The organism is Brevundimonas nasdae (assembly GCF_016654005.1).
In the GTDB taxonomy this organism is placed as follows: domain Bacteria; phylum Pseudomonadota; class Alphaproteobacteria; order Caulobacterales; family Caulobacteraceae; genus Brevundimonas; species Brevundimonas nasdae.
This window is the reverse complement of the sequence record NZ_JAEPWN010000011.1, coordinates 1-16,060: the sequence shown is the minus strand read 5'-3', so window position 1 is coordinate 16,060 and position 16,060 is coordinate 1. Positions and strand designations below refer to the sequence as shown.

The window sequence follows — 16,060 nt, the reverse complement described above, 5'->3', positions numbered from 1 at the left end:
GGAGATCGCCTTGTCGAAGTCGGGCCTGCCATCGTCAGTCGCGCTCAGCGGCCTTGCCGTTCTCAGTCTTTTGGCGGCGTGCGGCCCCAATCCGAACCAGGCGCCGCGCACCGGCGACGAGGTCAAGCAACGCGCCATCGACGCACAGACCGCCCGCCAGCGCACGGGCGCCGAGATCCAGGACCGCACCCTGAACCGCGTCGTCCACACGGTTTACCTGTGCGACAACGGCGAACGTCTGTCGGTCGATTTCGACAATCCGCGCCAGATGGCCACCGTCCGCAACTCATCCGGCGAAGCGGTCGACCTGTTCCAGGAACGCGCCGCCGACGGCATCTGGTACCGCGCCTCCAACGTCGAACTGCGCGGCAAGGGCGTTCTGGCCACCTGGTCCGTCGAAGGCCGCCAGCCGACCCAGTGCCGGGCGGTGGACTAGGTCCAATCGATATTTAGCCTCGAACCGTCATTCCGGGGCGTCCAAAGGACGAACCCGGACCCGAAGGGCGGCGCGTAGCAGCCAACCCAGGAGACGTGCATCTGGCGTCGAACGCCTTTAGCCAAGCGATTGTGGCCCTGGGTTCCGGGTTCTTCGCCTCGCTTCGCCCCGGAATGACGAATTAGGAGGGCGGCGCACTGAATGTCGATTGGGCCTAGAATCCCGCCAATCGGCGATCCAAACGATCCCGCACGGTCGGCCATTCGTCGTCCAGGATCGAGAAAACCGCCGTATCGCGCGCCCGGCCCTTCCACGTAATCTTATGCCGACGCAGCACGCCTTCGGCCTTGGCGCCCAGTTTCAGGATCGCGGCCTGGCTCTGCGGGTTGATGGCGTCGGTGATGATCTCGACGCGGATCGCGCCTGAGGCGAAGGCGTGACCCAGCAGCAGGCGTTTGCAGGCCGGGTTGATCGGGCCGCCGCGCGCCTCAGGGCGATAGAAGGTTGAGCCGATCTCGCACCGGCGATAGGCGGGATTGATCTCATAGATGCTGGTCGTGCCGACGATCACGTCGTCCGACAAACGCCGCACCGCATAGGCGATCCGCGTCCGGGCCCGCATGGCCGCCAGAGCCGAGGCCCACCAGCCGTCGAAATGCTCGCCGTGCGCCGCCGTGACCATGATCTCCCAGGCGGCGGGGTCGCAGTCCAGCGCCACGCGCACCTCGTCACGTAGGGCGTCGGTGAACGGCTCCAGTCGGACGAACCGGTCTTCCAGAACCGTCGTGGCGATCTGCATCAGGATGCGCCTTCTTCGATCAGGAAGGCCCGGACCTTGGCCGCGTCGACTCCCTTGGCGACGAAAGCCTCGCCGATTCCACGCGCCAGGATCAGGGTCAGCGCCCCACCCTCGGCCTTCTTGTCGCCCGCCATCAGGGCCAGCAAGCGATCCGCCTCGAACGTGCCCGCCTGCTCCAGCCGTGTCGGCAGACCCGCCGCCGCGATCACCGCCTCCACCCGCGCGACATCCTCCGTCGAACACAGGTCCTCGCGCGCTGAATAGCGGAAGGCCATGCAGCAACCCAGGGCCACCGCCTCGCCGTGCGCCAGCGCACCTTCGTCAAAGCCTACTTCCGTCTCGACCGCGTGGCCGAAGGTGTGGCCCAGGTTCAGCAGGGCGCGACGTCCGGCTTCCTTCTCGTCCTCACCGACCACGGCGCTCTTGATCTCGACCGAGCGGATCACCGCCCGTTCCAGCGCAGCCGGATCACCTGACGCGCCCGCAGCGCCTTCGCCCGCCAGCCAGTCGAAGAAGGCGGCGTCGCAGATCAGCCCGTGCTTCAGCACCTCGGCCCAGCCCGAACGCACCTGGCGCTCCGGCAGGGTCGCCAGCACATCGATGTCAGCCAGCACCAGCCGCGGCTGGTGGAAGGCGCCAACCAGATTCTTGCCGCGCGGCGTGTCGATGGCTGTCTTGCCGCCAACCGACGAATCCACCTGCGCCAACAGGGTCGTCGGGATCTGCACGAAATCGATGCCGCGCATGTAGAGCGCCGCCGCCAGACCGGCCAGATCGCCCACGACGCCCCCGCCCAGGGCGATGACCACATCCTTGCGGTCCAGCCCGATCTCCAGCAGGCGATCCAGCACCCGCTCCAGTTCAGCAAAAGACTTCGATCCCTCTCCGGCCGGGACCGCCACGACCTCGCTGCGAACACCCGCCGCCGTCAGCGACGCCATCAGCGCCTCGGCATGAATGGCCGCCACCGTCTGGTCGGTGATGATGACTGTGCGGCCCTTGGCGATAGGCGCGACATGCTTACCAGCCTCCGCCAGCAGCCCACGCCCCACCACCACGTCATAGGCCGCAAAGGCCCCGCCGCTGACCGGGATTGTCGTCATTTTCTCGTCTCCGCACGACGCCTCTGCCGCCAGTGCCGGCGCAGGTGCTTGTGAATGGCGTCAACCGCCTGTCCATGAGAGCCCTGCCCCACGTCCACGGTCACATCCGCCTCGCCATAGATGGGATAGCGCGCCTCGGCCAAGCTGCTCAGCACCTGCAGCGGGTCCTTGTCCCGCAGCAGAGGTCGAGTGTCGCGGCGCGCCACGCGCTCGGCGATGACCGACAGGTCGGCGCGCAGCCACACGGTGTCGGCGCGCTCTTTCAGCAGCGCCCGCGTCTCGGCGTTCATCATCGCCCCGCCGCCCGTCGCCAGCACGATGGGCGGGCCTTCCAGCAGGCGGCGCATGACCCGCGCCTCGCCGGCCCGGAACTCTTCTTCGCCCAGGGCGGCGAAAATCTCGGACACCGTCATTCCGGCCGCCGATTCGATTTCGACATCGCCGTCGGCGAACGGCAGTTTCAGCCGATTGGCCAGCCTGCGCCCCACCGACGATTTGCCCACGCCCATCAGCCCGACCAGGGCTATGGTGCGGTTCGGTCCGGGATTCGCACGCCGCCTCATCCGGCGGCTCCGGCGGAACGGACGGTCGATAGGACGGCGAGGGCGAAGGCGCAGGCAGGCATGATCGGGAAAACCTCTACACCAAGCCCGACCGTGCGCCATCCGTTCACGGCATGGATTGCGCAATGACGCCGCAGATCGAAGCTTTTCTGGAGATGATGGCGGTCGAACGTGACGCCTCGCCCCACACCCTGTCGGCCTATCATCGCGACCTTTCCGACGCGGAGACGGCGCTGTCCGCCGCGGGCGGACTGATGAAGGCGGATGCTGAAGCGGTTGAGGGCTGGTTCGCCGATCTGTCGCGACGCGGCCTGTCCGCCGCCACTGCCGCGCGCAGGCGGTCCGCCGCACGCCAGTTCTACCGATTCGCTCTGGCCGAGGGCTGGCGCACCGATGACCCGTCGCGTCGGCTGGATGCGCCCAAACAGGGCCGGTCCCTGCCCAAGGTTTTGAGCCGCGACGAGATCGACCGCCTGCTGGCCGCCTCCGCCGCCCGTGACGCCGCTGCAGGCCTGCGTCTGGTCGCCCTGGTCGAGATGGCCTACGCCTCGGGGCTGCGCGTGTCGGAACTGCTGGGATTGAAGGTCGAGGCCGTGCGGCGCGATCCCGCCTATCTGATCGTGCGCGGCAAGGGTGGCAAGGAACGGCTGGCCCCGCTGAACACCGCAGCCCGCGAGGCCGTCAAGGCCTGGCTGATCGCCCGCGACGCCAAACGTAAACCGGATGCGCCGGACAGTCCGTGGCTGTTTCCCTCCTCCGGGCGGTCCGGCCATCTGACGCCGCGCCGCTTCGCCCAACTGCTGGATGAGGCCGCCATCACCGCCGGGATCGACCCGTCGCGCGTCAGCCCCCACGTCCTGCGTCACGCCTTCGCCACCCATCTGCTGGAGGGCGGCGCCGACCTGCGGGTCGTCCAGACCCTGCTGGGTCACGCCGACATCGCCACCACACAGATCTACACCCACGTCGCGACGGACCGGCTGGCCCAGGTGGTGCAACAGAACCACCCCTTGGCGCGAGACGACTGAGGGCGCATATTCCGCCCATGGCCAAGGATTTTTACGTCAAGGCGATCTGGGATCCCGAAGCGGGTGTCTGGTGCAGCGAGTCCAATATCATTGGGCTCGTGCTGGAAACGGCGACGCTCGGTGAGTTCGAGAATCTCGCCCGACATTTTGCGCCGGAACTTCTCACAGAAAATCTTGGCATCCACGGCTCGGTTCCAGTGCGCTTCGAAGCGGAAGGCGGCTTCAACGTCGTCGTCGCTTGATGCTCCGTCCGCTCCCCCATTTGGCGTCCTTACCTTAAATAAATCAGACACTTCACACAGCACCCGCCCCCTCTCAGGTTGTATTTATTGGGCTTTTGCAATCTTTCGTCCGCCCCCTTACCTGGCTCGAACAAGCTGCACGGATTGAAAGACGAAAGGCCGCGCAGATGCCCAAGGACTTCTACCCCGAACTGACCGCTCTGCTCTTCGCCGCAGGATGGCGGCGTATCGAGAACGCCAAGGGCAGTCACGAAAAGTGGCGGCATCCGGATCACCCTCATTCCGTGATCGTTCCGCGCTCAAAAAGCCGCCATACCGCCAACAACGTCCTCAAACAGGCTGGCTTACCCAAAGCCTTCTGAACCACCGCTTGCCGCGCGGCGCTGACCTCTTTAGTTTCCCCCGCCTTTCCCTAGGGGCGCTTTTCGGCCCCCGCTGTTCCCGGACGCCTTTATGGCCACGCACTATCTCGACTTCGAAAAGCCGATCGCCGATCTGGAAGCCAAGATCGACGAACTGTCGGCCCTGTCCGAAACTTCGGGCTCGTTCGAATCGGAAATCGCAGGCCTGCGCAAGAAGGCGGAGCAGCTTCGCAAGAAGACCTACGCCGGGCTGGACCCCTGGATGAAGACACAGGTCGCGCGCCACCCGCAGCGTCCGCACTTCATCGACTATGTCGAGGCCCTGTTCACCGACTGGAACGAGTTGCACGGCGACCGTCAGTTCGGCGACGATCAGGCCATTCTGGGCGGCTTGGCGCGGTTCCGGGGCCGTCCAGTCGTGATCATGGGCCATGAAAAGGGCCACGACACCGCCACCCGCATCACCCACAACTTCGGCATGGCCCGGCCTGAAGGCTATCGCAAGGCGGTGCGCCTGATGGACATGGCCGAGCAGTTCGGCCTGCCGGTCCTCAGCTTCGTGGACACCGCCGGCGCCTATCCGGGCCTGGGCGCAGAAGAGCGCGGTCAGGCCGAAGCCATCGCCCGCTCGACCGAGCGGTGCCTGACGCTGGGCGTCCCCTCCATCGCCACCATCACCGGCGAAGGCGGTTCGGGCGGCGCCATCGCCATCGCCGCCGCGAGCCGCGTGCTGATGCTGGAGCATTCGATCTATTCGGTCATCTCGCCAGAAGGCGCGGCCGGCATCCTGTGGCGCGACGGCACGCGGGCCAAGGACGCGGCCATGGCCATGAAAATCACCGGCCCCGACCTGATCAATCTGAAGATCGTCGACCGCCTGATCGAAGAACCCCTGGGCGGCGCCCACGCCGACCGCAAGGCGGCCCTGATCAACGTCGGCAATGTGCTGGCGGAAGAACTGAAGAGCTTCGAAGGCCTGTCGCCCAAACAGATCAAGAAGCAGCGGGCCGAGCGCTATTACGCCATCGGCGCCCTGTAAAAACGAACGCCGTTAACCGACTATCCACCTCAACCTGCCAAGCTTTGCAGGTTGAGGACATGAAGGCGGGCGACCGGCCATGACAATGCTGGGCGACACCCTTCGCGAAAGCGCGATCTTCAATCTTGAGGGCGCGGTGACCATGGTGGTGGACGATTCGCCCTTCTCCATGACCCTGACCTCCAGCGCCTTGTCCGGCTTCGGCATCCGCCCGGCCTTCACCCTGGGCTCGGGCCTCGAAGCCAAGCAGATTCTGCAGGATACGCCGATCGATCTGTTGATCGTCGACACCGCCATGCCGGACATCGACGGGTTCGAACTGGTCCACTGGCTGCGGCGCTCTGCACCCAATCCCAACGCCTTCGCCCCTGTCATCATGACAGCCAGCCATATCAAGCGCGCCCAGTTGAAGCGTGCGCGGGACTGCGGCGCCAATTTCGTCGTCACCAAGCCGTTCAGCGCCGGCATGTTGCTGGAGCGGATTCTTTGGATCGCTCGGGACAATCGGCCGTTCCTGGAGGTCGGAGACTATTTCGGCCCCGACAGACGGTTCCGAAACGAGATCTGGGATGGCGAGGAACGCCGCGCCAACATGAAGAACACGGGTAGAAAAGGCGGGAGTATCAGCCTGTGACTGTCATCACCCATACCCAACGCCGCTCGCGTCTGGCCGAAATGGTCGATCGTCCTGGCGGCGTCAGCGTCGGCTCGGCCCTGGCCAAGGCGTCGGCCAATCTTGAGGTCCACAAGGATCAGGCCCGCGCCATCATCGGTGACGGCATCGCCGCGCTTCTTGCGCCCCAATCTCCCGACCTGCCGGAGGCCGTGCGTCTGGACCTGGCCTACGCCGCATCGAGCCAGATCATCGACGCGGCCAACCCGTTTGCGATGGACGACCTGTGCACAGCCGCCAAGGGATTGTGCGACCTTCTGGACGCCGCCCCGCGCCAGGGCGGCTTTGACTGGCGGATCGTCACAGTCCACGCCCAGGCGATGAAACTGCTGCTGGCCCTGCCGCCGCAGGACGCTGAGGCGCGCACCCTCATCCTCAGCAACCTGCATGAGGTTCTGAAGCACAAGCTGTCGTCAGGCGATCAGGCGGGCTGAGCCGACTTTCCGCCACGCGTCTGTTTGCGCCACAGAGCCGCATACTCCCCGCCCTGGCGCGCGACCAGTTCATGGTGCGCCCCGCGTTCGACGATGCGCCCGGCCTTGAGCACCAGAATCTGATCGGAATCCGCAACGGTGGACAAGCGGTGGGCCACCACCAGGGTCGTGCGGCCCGAACGTGCGCGGCGCAGGGTCTTCTGGATCGCCGCCTCCGTGCGGCTGTCCAGGGCGCTGGTCGCTTCATCAAGGATCAGAATGCAGGGATCAGCCAGCAGGGCGCGGGCGATGCCGACGCGCTGACGCTCGCCGCCCGACAGTTTCAGCCCGCGCTCGCCCACACGCGTCTCCATGGCTTCAGGCAGACCACGGATGAAGTCCGACAGCTCCGCCGCCTCCGCCGCCGCCCAGATCTCGGCCTCGCTGGCGGTGGGACGCGCAAAGGCGATGTTGGCGGCGATGCTGTCGTTGAACAGGGCCACGTCCTGCGGCACCAGGGCGACGGCAGCCCGCAACGAAGCCTGGGTCACCTGACGCGCGTCATGACCGTCGATCAGAACGCGGCCTTCCTGCGGATCCAGCAGACGCAGCGCCAGCTTGACGATCGTCGACTTGCCCGCGCCTGAGGGGCCGACCAGAGCCGTCGTCGTGCCCGGCGCGGCGTAGAAGCTGACGTCCTCCAGCCCGTTGGCGCGCGCATCGTGGCGGAAGCCGACGTGTTCGAACTCGACGGCTGCGCCCCGCGCATCGACTGGACGGGGCAGATCCACAGCGTCCGGCGCATCAGCGACCTGCGGGGTCTGGCGCGTGACCTTCAGCATCTCCTCCATGTCGATGAAGGACTGACGGATTTCGCGATAGGCGAAGCCCAGAATGTTCAGCGGCGCATACAGCGAGATCATGATCAGCACCGCGGCCGTCACATCCCCCGGCCCCATCCGCCCCGCCGCGGCCTCGAACCCGGCCATCACGGCCATGACGCCGAGCCCCAGGTTCATGATCAGGGCCTGCATGCCGTTCAGCAGGTTCAGCGAGGTGTTCGCCTTCAACGAGGCCTGGGTGTAGTCGCCCAGCGCCCGATCATAGGTCTGAGCCGCCCGCGCCTCTGCGCCGAACGACTTGACCGTCTCATAGTTCAGCAGGGCGTCCACCGAGACGCCCGCCGCCTCGGAATCGGCGGCATTCATGACGCGCCTGTGCTCCAGCCGCCAGTTGGACATGGAGAAGGTCGCCACCGTGTAGATCACGACGACCACCACGGCCACGGCGGCGAACCGCCAGTCATATTTGCCGCCCAGCACCGCCGCCGCCAGCGCCAACTCGACCGCCGTGGGCACAAGGTTGAAGGCCAGAATCCGCAGCAGGAAGTCCACCGCGCGCGAACCCCGGTCCATTGTCCGCGACAGGGCGCCGGACCGCTTGGTCTGATGAAAGTCCAGCGACAGGCTCAGGGCATGGGCGAAGGCCTCCGCCGCCGTCGCCCGCTGGGCCGCCGCGCGAACGGGTGCGAAGACGACATCGGACACCAGGGGCGCGCTGGCCGACAGAAAGCGAATAAGGGTCCAGCCGACGGCGAAGGCGGCAAAGCCCCAGCCCATGGCGACCGCTGCGCCCTGCCCGGCCGCCAGTTTGTTGACCGCCGCACCCAGCACCAGGGGCGCCAGCACGCCCAGCCCCTTGCCCACCAATGTCAGTATGACGGCGAACGCCAGCCTCAGTCGCAGGTGCGACGCGCCCGAGCGCGCCACCAGACGCGACAGATCGGCCAACGCCTGCAGCATGGGCGGACCATCAGTCTTGTCCTGAAGGGTTCCGGCCTGTTGAGCCTTCATCATGGGGTCGCGCCGACCTCCCGAGCGTTCGCCGCGTATCGCCATGATCCGCATATGGACGCCCTATAGGGCCGCCGAAAGGCCACGCCTGATTTCAGGTGGACAAATCCGGCCTAAACAGTGACTTGCGCCCTCGGCCTGCCACGCCCGGTCAGCTAATCGCGGAAATCGCCTCAAGCAGTTCATCGACAACCTCTTCAGTCGTCGCCCACGAACAGACGAAACGCACCGACCCATCGTCGAACTGATAACAGGCCCAACCGGCGGCGTTCAGGCGGGCGTGGGCGTCGTCCGACATCCGCACGAAGACCGCATTGGACTCGACCGGATGCGCCAGGACGAACCGCGACCGTGTCACGATGCCATCCGCCAGACGCCGCGCCATCAGGTTGGCGTGCGCGCCGCCGCTTTCCCAATCGCCGCTCTCCAGCAGTCCCAGCATCGGCCCGGCCAGCAGACGCGCCTTGGACGCCACCTGCCCCGCCTGTTTCAGCCGGTTGTCGAACCGCCGCGCCAGTGACTTGTCGAACAGAACGACGGCCTCGGCGCAGTTCGCGCCCGCCTTGGCTCCGCCAAACACCAGGATGTCGACGCCCAGACGCGGAATATCCTTCAGGTCAAACCCTGCCGCCGCCGCGTTGGCCAGCCGTGCGCCATCCATATGCACGCCGTAACCCAGCGCCTTCACGGGCTCGATCAACTGACGCAGTTCTTCCTCGGTATAGACTGTGCCGTATTCCGTGGCCTGGGTGACGGACAGAGCCGCAGGCGGCTGGCGGTGGGCGACCTCAGGCTCGGCCAGTTGCGCGCGCAAGGCCAACGGATCAATCCGGCCCGAAAAACCCGGCAGACCGATCAGGCCCACGCCCTGGCCAAAGAAGCCCGGCGCGCCCGTCTCGTCCGTGCAGACGTGGGCCGCGTTGTGCGCCAGCACTGCTTCGAATGGGAAGGCCAGCATCGACAGGGCGATGGCGTTGGCCGCTGTGCCGCTGAAGACAAAGCGCACTTCGGCGTCGGCGTCCACGCGCTGACGGATCTGATCGGCGGCGCGTTCGGTGATCTCGTCACGGCCGTAGGCGGGGACATGCCCCGAGTTGGCGCGGATCAGGCCCTCAACCGCGCTCGGCGCCATGCCAGCGGTGTTGTCGGAACCAAAGTCGTAACGCATCAGGCCGTCTTTCCGTCCGTCGGCGCAGAACGCGACGCCGAGGTTTCATTTTCATAGGGTATGGCGACCTGATGCGGGTACGGGATGTCGATCCCCGCCGCATCCAAGGCTTCCTTGCCGCCCTGCATGATGTCCGCCTGCGCCTGCCACCAGTCGCCGACGTTGACCCAGGCGTGAAGCGTGATCTGCACCGAACTGTCCAGCAAGGCGGTGACGCCGGTCCAGGGTGCGGGGTCTTTCAGGATCTTTGGGTGCGCGCTGGCGACATCCGCCAGCACGTTGCGCGCCTTGTTCAGATCGTCGCCATAGCCGACGCCGAACTTGATCTCGATCCGGCGGGTCTTCTGGCCGGTAATGTTGGTCAGAGGGTCGCTCAAGACCTTGGAGTTCGGAATGACGATCTTGTGGTTGTTGCTGTTCGACAACTGGGTGGTGAACAGGTCCAGACGCTGCACCGTGCCCGACATGCCGCCCACATCGACCACATCCCCGACGCGGTAGGGCCGCAGAACCAGCAGCATGATCCCCGACGCCACGTTCGACAGGGTGCCCTGCAAGGCCAGACCAACCGCAAGAGACGCTGCGCCCAGAACGGCGATGATCGAGGTCGTCTGCACGCCCAGACGCTGCAGCACCGCGATCATGCCGATGATGATGACGACAACGCGCACCACCTGAACGGCGAAGGTCAGGACGGTGGGGTCATGCCGGAAGCCGCGCACCCGCGACAAGGCACGACACGCTGCGCCCGATGCCCATTTCGACGCAAAGATCGTCGCTACGAAAATCAGCGCCGCGACACTCAGATTGATGGCCAGATCGCCGGCCGCATCCGTCAGTTTGGCCAGCATGGCGGCGTCGACGGCGAAAGCCTGGCGCGCTTCCGTGACGACCTCAGCTATCGGGGGGGCGTTGGTGAACATAGGCCGGGTCTAACGCGTCGGCAGGCGATTGGAAGCCCTGGGAAGTCAGTTTTTCAGGCTTTTTGCGACCCGCCCGCCGCCGCCCTCGATGGCGTCCAGCAAAGCCATCACATCGGTGATCGTGTTCGCCTCACGCGCAGGCTTGTCCCAGCGGATGCGGCTGACGCGCGGGAAGCGCATGGCGACGCCGGACTTGTGGCGGCTGGACCGTTGCAATCCCTCGAACGCCACCTCCAGCACCAGGCCGAAGTTCCGCTCGGCCCGCACCGACCGCACCGGGCCGAACCGTTCGACCGTATGATCGCGCACGAACTTGTCGAGCTGTTTCAGCTCCTCGTCGGTGAAGCCGAAATAAGCCTTGCCCACCGGCGTCAGCGCGCCCTCCTCGGTCCAGACGCCGAAGGTGTAGTCGGAATAGAAGCTGGAGCGTTTGCCGTGTCCGCGCTGGGCGTACATCAGGACGGCGTCAATGACATGCGGATCACGCTTCCATTTGAACCATGGCCCCTTGGGACGCCCCGCAAGATAGGGGCTGTCCCAGCGTTTCAGCATCAGCCCCTCCGCCGCCGCGCCGACCGGCGGATCGGCGCGCAATCTGGCCAGTTGGCCCCAATCCGCATACTCAACCTGAGGCGACAGTTGCAGCCGCTCGCCGCCGTGCTGCGCAACCACCGCCGCCAGCCGCGTCCGTCTTTCGGTCAGGGGCAACGAACGCAAATCCTCGCCGTCCGCGGCCAGCAGGTCGTAGGCCATGACGCCCGCCGGATGCGCCACCATAAGCTTGGCATCCACGGTCTTGCGGTTAAGCCGCTGCTGCAGGTCGCCGAAGGGCGCAGGCTGGCCTTCGCGCATGACCAGCAGTTCGCCGTCAATCGCCCCCTCGAACGTCAGGGCCTGCATCACATCGGGAAAGGCGCCGGAAATCTCGTCGCCGGTGCGCGAATAGAGTTTGGCCACGCCCTGCTCGCGCACCGCCTGGACGCGGATGCCGTCCCACTTCCACTCAGCGGCGTAGTCGGCGGGCGACAGCTTGGCGAAATCCGCCGCCTCATCCAGCGCCACCGCCAGCATGACCGGCCGGAACCGCCCCGGCGCATCAGGACTGGGCCGCTCCGCCCTGCCCTCCAGCCAGGCGAACAGATCGACATAGGGCGGGTCGATGGCGTGCCAGACCTCCTCTATGTCCGAAACATCGACAGGGGCGAGGCTCTGCGTCCGTTCATCTCCATCAGGGTCTGGCGGCGCTGACACAGCATCGGGCCGGATCATGGCCGCCGCTGTCTTGGCCAGACGCGCGGACAGGCCGATGCGCAGGGCGCCCGTCACCAGCTTCAACAAGGCCCAGCGCCCCTTCGGCTCCAGCGCATCCAGCCAGCCTTCGATCAGAGGGCGGACCTCGTTTCGCCCGGCGCGGTTCAGCGCGTCCACCACCTCCGACAGTTCAGGCTCTCGATTGGGGCGGTGATCGATCGGCGCGGGCCAGATCAGCGAAACCGTCTCCGCCAGATCGCCGACATAGTCATAGGACCAGCCGAACAGCACCGGATCAACCCGCGCCTCCACCGCCTTGCGGATCATCGCGGGCTTGGCCGCATCAAAGCCCAGGTCCCCGGTCAAGGCCGCCAGCGCCCAACCGCGATCAGGATCGTGCGTCGCCCGCAGGTAGTCGCGCACCAGAACCAGCTTGGCGTTGCGCGACGCCGTCAGCGACAGACGATCCAGAAGCTCGGCGAAGGCGCGCATGATGATCCATTCAGAGCGCCGATTCTGGGCGCCGGACGCGTCGCCGTCAAACCACAACGAAAAACACCCCGGAGGTTTCCCTCCGGGGCGTTCAGCGCTCAAGCCTTGATCAGTTGAACAGACCGGCAATCACGGCTGTGACCAGACCCGTTGCAACGACGGCAAGCACCACGTCATTGCCGCTGCGGACATATTGATAGCCGCGAGGCGGGGCGCGCAGACCGTAACGGCTGTAGTCGTTCACCACATAGTTGCTGGTGCGATAATAGGACGGCATCCGCTGGCCATAGCTCCAGCTGCGGGTGGCATAGCCGCGCGGCGCGACATAACGCGGGGCGTTATAGCGGCGCTGCGCCTGCTGCCAGCGCGCATAGTCCCTTTGATCCTGGCGATAGTCGCGTTGGTCGTGACGCGGGGCGGGACGCTGGTTCTGATGCGGATTGGGGCGATAGTTGCGATGATCCTGGCGCTGCTCATAGCGGTGGTCATTGCGCGACTGTGCCGAGGCTGCACCTGCTGCGCCCAAGGACGTCGTGGCCAGAACAGCGGCCACTGCGGCGGTGAGAAGCTTGGTCATGGCGATGTCTCCATCTGCGGCCGAACGATTTCGACTGACCCGCAGAATGGACCCTGGCGTCTGAGGCTCATCTGAACCGTTCTCGTCGGCTCCCGTTCAGGCGCCCACCGCGTTTCGGCCTTAATCAGGCGGCGGCGGAGTGTTCCGTCATCGGGGCCTTGCCGCTGACCACGGCGCGACCGCCCGACGCCCGCCCCATCAGATCGGCCAGGGCGGCGAAATCGATAGGCTTGTTCAGATAGGCGTCGGCGCCAGCCTCCAGCCCCGCCTCATGATCTTCGTTCCGGGCCGAGGCCGACAGGACGACAATAGGCGTCTCTGCATTGGGCCCTGCGCCGTTGCGTATGCTGCGCGTGGCGGTCAGCCCGTCCATGACGGGCATGTTCACATCCATGATGATCAGGTCGAACGGTTGTTCGTTCGCCGCCTCGATGGCCAGAACGCCGTTTTCCGCGGTGGCTGTGATGTGGGATGACGTGCTCATCCACGCCTCCAGAATCATGCGGTTCACGGGGTGGTCCTCGACTACCAGAACACGCATGCCCTGGCCCGATCCGGCCTTGTCTTTGGCCTTCTCGACAGGGGCAGGCTTGGCCCACTCCACCACCTCGGCCTCGACGGAAAGGGTGAAGGTCGAACCTTCGCCCAGTTTTGAGGTCACGGCGATGTCGCCGCCCATGATGTTGGCCATGCGCCGCGCGATGGTCAGGCCCAGACCCGTGCCGCCGAAACGACGCGTGGACGAGGCATCGACCTGGGTGAAGGGTTGGAACAGGCGCTCCAGATCCGCTGACGAGATCCCGGCGCCGCTGTCGGTGACGGAGAAATCGAACCGCACCCGCTGGGCCGAAATCCGCTCTCCCCGCACCAGATAGCGCACCTGGCCGTATTCGGTGAACTTCACCGCATTCGACAGAAGGTTTTGCACCACCTGGCAGACCCGTAGGGGATCGCCCCGCACGATGGTCGGCAGATCACCCTCCAGCACGGTGACGAAGCTCAGCCCCTTGGCCTCGGCCTGGGCCTCGAACGGGCCGGTGATGCGCTTTTGGAGGTCCTCCATGACGACATCGACGACCTCGAAATTCATCTTGCCCGCCTCGATCTTGGTCATGTCGAGGATGTCGTTCAGCAGATTGAGCAGATTGTCGCCCGAATTGCGGATGATCGACAGATATTCCCGCTGAGTCGTTTCCAGCCGCGTGGCGCTCAGCAATTGGGCCGCGCCCAGAACGCCATTCATCGGCGTGCGCAACTCGTGTGAAATCACGCCAAGGAAGTTGGACTTGGCGTCATTGGCCGCATTGGCTCTGTCCCGCGCCGCTTCCAGTTCGGCGATCAGGTGAGCCTGATGGGTCTGGAAGGCCAGAATCCGCTCTTCGCGCAGCATGGTCATGGTCACCAGCACGAACAGCCCGGCCGCCGTGAACGGCAGGACACCCAGCATCGACCAGAATTCCGGCGTGCCCCACAGACTCAACAGGATGATGGTCGCCGCCGCGCCATAGGGCGACGATATGATCACCGCCTGTCGTGGCGAACTGCGCAGCTGCGCAAAGACCAGCACATAGCCGGAGATGATCAGCGCCAGGGCCAGCGGCTGGCCAAAGCCGGAAGGAGAGAACCAGGCCATCAACGGGGCCACCGCCCATGCGCCGGTCGTCGCCGTGGCGACCACCGGGAACACCAGGCCCCAGCCCGCGCCATTGTCCACCTGATTGCGCAGGCGATGCTCGACCCAGCCCCGGAACGAACCGGCGCCCAGCGTCAGAATGAACCAAAGAATCGCCTGCCACCAACCGACCGTCGCCAAAAGGCCCAGTGCCCAGGAGGCGATGATCAGATAACGAAGGTATTGGGTCTGCAGAATGGCGGTCAGAGCCTGAGCTGCGTCGCCGACCCGTTGTTCTGCGGGAATCGCTCTTGCGACGCCGTCAGTCTCCACCATCGATCAGCCCCACCTTCTGTTGGTGGTGCAACGCTAGAACGAAGGTTCTAAGACGAAGTGAACAATAGTCTTGCCTGAAACCTGGGGCTTAAGAGGCCTCAGATGGGGTTAAAGCCTTGATTGATAAGGCATGAACCGGCCCAGCCAGTTCAGGGCGCAACAGGGCGTTCACCGTCCGCTGACGTGCAACCCGTGACTGTCCCTCGAAAACCGGCGACACGATCACTAGATTGAAGTGGCTCTCGCCGCCGGGCTTGGCGTCCATGCCTCCTTCATGGTGGTGACCGGCGTGGCGCCAGCTGTCATCTTCAAGCTCCAGCCGTTGCGGCGACAGCGCGGCGGTGAGTTTTTCACGGATAATCGCCGCTACGGGGCCTTCCGACATGATCGTTTCCTTGATGCCGTCCAATTCGGCCCTACACTTCGTGTGATGTCCGCTTCATTTCAATACAAGCCACGCTTCACCGATATCCGCGTGAAGCCGCCCAAGCCCGAGGAAGAGGCCGCCCAGGCTGACGTGCTTCACCTCAAGCCGGGCGAGAAGCCGTGCCAGTGGCCGGACTGCCGCAAGGCGGCTGCCGCCAAGGCGCCGAAATCGCGCGAGCGGTTGAACGACTTCTATGAGTTCTGCCAGGCGCACGCGGGCGAATATAACAAGGGCTGGAACTTCTACGCCGGGATGAGCGAAGGCGAAGTCCGCGCCGCCCAGGAGAACGAAGCCATGACCGGCGGTCGCCCGACGTGGGAGATGAAGGCGGGCAAGTTCACGCGTGAAGCCGCCGCCTTCTCGGCCAAGATGGGCACGGCCAACAACACCGGCGCCGGCTCATGGCGGGACAGCTTCGGCCTGTTCGGACGGCGCGGCGATCAGGCCCCGCAGTCCCCGACCGAAGATCGCCGTGTCGGCAAGCTGGAACGTACGGCTTTGGCCGACCTGGGCCTTGAGCCCGGCGCCGACAAGGAAAAGGTGAAGGCCCAGTACCATGACATGCTGAAGCGTTTTCACCCCGACACCAACGGCGGTGATCGCGGCGCGGAAGCCAAGCTGCAGCGGGTCATCAAGGCCTACAAGACCTTGAAGAAAGCCGGACTGGCCTAGGCTCAGGACCCATTGATGTGAGGCGCGCGATCTGATTCAGGCTCCTGAGGAGTCTGGATCATGAGTGACCTGTATTGGCTGACGGACGAGC

Annotated in this window: 18 protein-coding genes; 8 read left to right on the top strand and 10 right to left on the bottom strand. The window is 65.5% G+C overall.

Going from position 1 to position 16,060, the window contains the following annotated elements:
- Positions 1 to 10 precede the first annotated feature (10 nt).
- Positions 11 to 436 (top strand): MliC family protein, encoded by a 426-nt coding sequence (locus JKF87_RS15150; protein WP_236261426.1) that lies wholly within the window; start codon positions 11 to 13, stop codon positions 434 to 436.
- A gap of 214 nt (positions 437 to 650) precedes the next feature.
- On the opposite strand, the gene JKF87_RS15145 is transcribed toward JKF87_RS15150, so the two are convergent.
- The 3 genes from JKF87_RS15145 to JKF87_RS15135 are packed head-to-tail and all read right to left on the bottom strand — an operon-like array spanning position 651 to position 2,901.
- Entirely contained in the window at positions 651 to 1,235 is a 585-nt protein-coding gene (locus tag JKF87_RS15145) for a GNAT family N-acetyltransferase (protein WP_201100729.1), read from the bottom strand.
- Positions 1,235 to 2,338: a 3-dehydroquinate synthase gene (gene aroB, locus JKF87_RS15140; RefSeq protein ID WP_201100728.1), complete on the bottom strand. Its 1,104-nt coding sequence runs from the start codon at positions 2,336 to 2,338 to the stop codon at positions 1,235 to 1,237. The genes JKF87_RS15145 and aroB overlap by 1 nt, the downstream gene beginning before the upstream one ends.
- The gene (locus tag JKF87_RS15135) at positions 2,335 to 2,901 is read right to left on the bottom strand and encodes a shikimate kinase (RefSeq protein WP_201100727.1); all 567 of its coding nucleotides are present in this window, start codon (positions 2,899 to 2,901) and stop codon (positions 2,335 to 2,337) included. Before JKF87_RS15135 ends, aroB begins: the two co-directional genes overlap by 4 nt.
- 125 nt (positions 2,902 to 3,026) lie before the next feature.
- Between JKF87_RS15135 and JKF87_RS15130 the strand changes: the two genes are divergently transcribed.
- The 6 genes from JKF87_RS15130 (at position 3,027) to JKF87_RS15105 (ending at position 6,679) form a co-directional block, all read left to right on the top strand.
- Complete coding sequence (locus JKF87_RS15130) at positions 3,027 to 3,929, top strand: tyrosine recombinase (RefSeq protein ID WP_201100726.1); 903 nt, start codon at positions 3,027 to 3,029, stop codon at positions 3,927 to 3,929.
- Positions 3,930 to 3,946: 17 nt separating this feature from the next.
- A complete protein-coding gene (locus JKF87_RS15125) occupies positions 3,947 to 4,171 on the top strand; it encodes a DUF1902 domain-containing protein (protein ID WP_201100725.1) in 225 nt (74 codons plus the stop codon).
- 167 nt (positions 4,172 to 4,338) lie between these two features.
- Positions 4,339 to 4,533 carry a type II toxin-antitoxin system HicA family toxin gene (locus JKF87_RS15120; RefSeq protein WP_201100724.1) on the top strand — a complete coding sequence of 65 codons (195 nt, stop codon included), beginning with the start codon at positions 4,339 to 4,341 and terminating at the stop codon, positions 4,531 to 4,533.
- A 91-nt stretch (positions 4,534 to 4,624) separates the two neighbouring features.
- A complete protein-coding gene (locus JKF87_RS15115) occupies positions 4,625 to 5,572 on the top strand; it encodes an acetyl-CoA carboxylase carboxyltransferase subunit alpha (RefSeq protein WP_201100723.1) in 948 nt (315 codons plus the stop codon).
- Between the two features lie 79 nt (positions 5,573 to 5,651).
- Positions 5,652 to 6,206 carry a response regulator gene (locus tag JKF87_RS15110; protein WP_201100722.1) on the top strand — a complete coding sequence of 185 codons (555 nt, stop codon included), beginning with the start codon at positions 5,652 to 5,654 and terminating at the stop codon, positions 6,204 to 6,206.
- Positions 6,203 to 6,679 carry a chemotaxis protein CheE gene (locus JKF87_RS15105; protein WP_201100721.1) on the top strand — a complete coding sequence of 159 codons (477 nt, stop codon included), beginning with the start codon at positions 6,203 to 6,205 and terminating at the stop codon, positions 6,677 to 6,679. The genes JKF87_RS15110 and JKF87_RS15105 overlap by 4 nt, the downstream gene beginning before the upstream one ends.
- Here JKF87_RS15105 and JKF87_RS15100 read toward each other — a convergent pair.
- From JKF87_RS15100 to JKF87_RS15070, 7 genes are all read right to left on the bottom strand, one after another.
- Positions 6,667 to 8,511: an ABCB family ABC transporter ATP-binding protein/permease gene (locus JKF87_RS15100; RefSeq protein ID WP_236261438.1), complete on the bottom strand. Its 1,845-nt coding sequence runs from the start codon at positions 8,509 to 8,511 to the stop codon at positions 6,667 to 6,669. The two genes, JKF87_RS15105 and JKF87_RS15100, sit on opposite strands and share 13 nt — an antisense overlap.
- 151 nt (positions 8,512 to 8,662) lie before the next feature.
- Positions 8,663 to 9,679: a threonine aldolase family protein gene (locus JKF87_RS15095; RefSeq protein WP_201100719.1), complete on the bottom strand. Its 1,017-nt coding sequence runs from the start codon at positions 9,677 to 9,679 to the stop codon at positions 8,663 to 8,665.
- Positions 9,679 to 10,602: a mechanosensitive ion channel family protein gene (locus tag JKF87_RS15090; RefSeq protein WP_201100718.1), complete on the bottom strand. Its 924-nt coding sequence runs from the start codon at positions 10,600 to 10,602 to the stop codon at positions 9,679 to 9,681. Before JKF87_RS15090 ends, JKF87_RS15095 begins: the two co-directional genes overlap by 1 nt.
- 45 nt (positions 10,603 to 10,647) lie before the next feature.
- Positions 10,648 to 12,345, bottom strand: coding sequence for a cisplatin damage response ATP-dependent DNA ligase (locus JKF87_RS15085; RefSeq protein ID WP_201100717.1), 1,698 nt, complete (start codon positions 12,343 to 12,345; stop codon positions 10,648 to 10,650).
- A 109-nt stretch (positions 12,346 to 12,454) separates the two neighbouring features.
- Positions 12,455 to 12,922, bottom strand: coding sequence for an RcnB family protein (locus JKF87_RS15080; RefSeq protein ID WP_201100716.1), 468 nt, complete (start codon positions 12,920 to 12,922; stop codon positions 12,455 to 12,457).
- A gap of 124 nt (positions 12,923 to 13,046) precedes the next feature.
- Entirely contained in the window at positions 13,047 to 14,870 is a 1,824-nt protein-coding gene (locus tag JKF87_RS15075; protein WP_201100715.1) for a response regulator, read from the bottom strand.
- 88 nt (positions 14,871 to 14,958) lie between these two features.
- Positions 14,959 to 15,255, bottom strand: a complete 297-nt coding sequence (locus tag JKF87_RS15070) for a BolA family protein (RefSeq protein WP_201100804.1) — start codon at positions 15,253 to 15,255, stop codon at positions 14,959 to 14,961.
- A 45-nt stretch (positions 15,256 to 15,300) separates the two neighbouring features.
- Here JKF87_RS15070 and JKF87_RS15065 point away from each other — a divergent pair, with 45 nt between their 5' ends.
- Complete coding sequence (locus JKF87_RS15065; protein ID WP_201100714.1) at positions 15,301 to 15,969, top strand: J domain-containing protein; 669 nt, start codon at positions 15,301 to 15,303, stop codon at positions 15,967 to 15,969.
- Positions 15,970 to 16,060 lie beyond the last annotated feature (91 nt).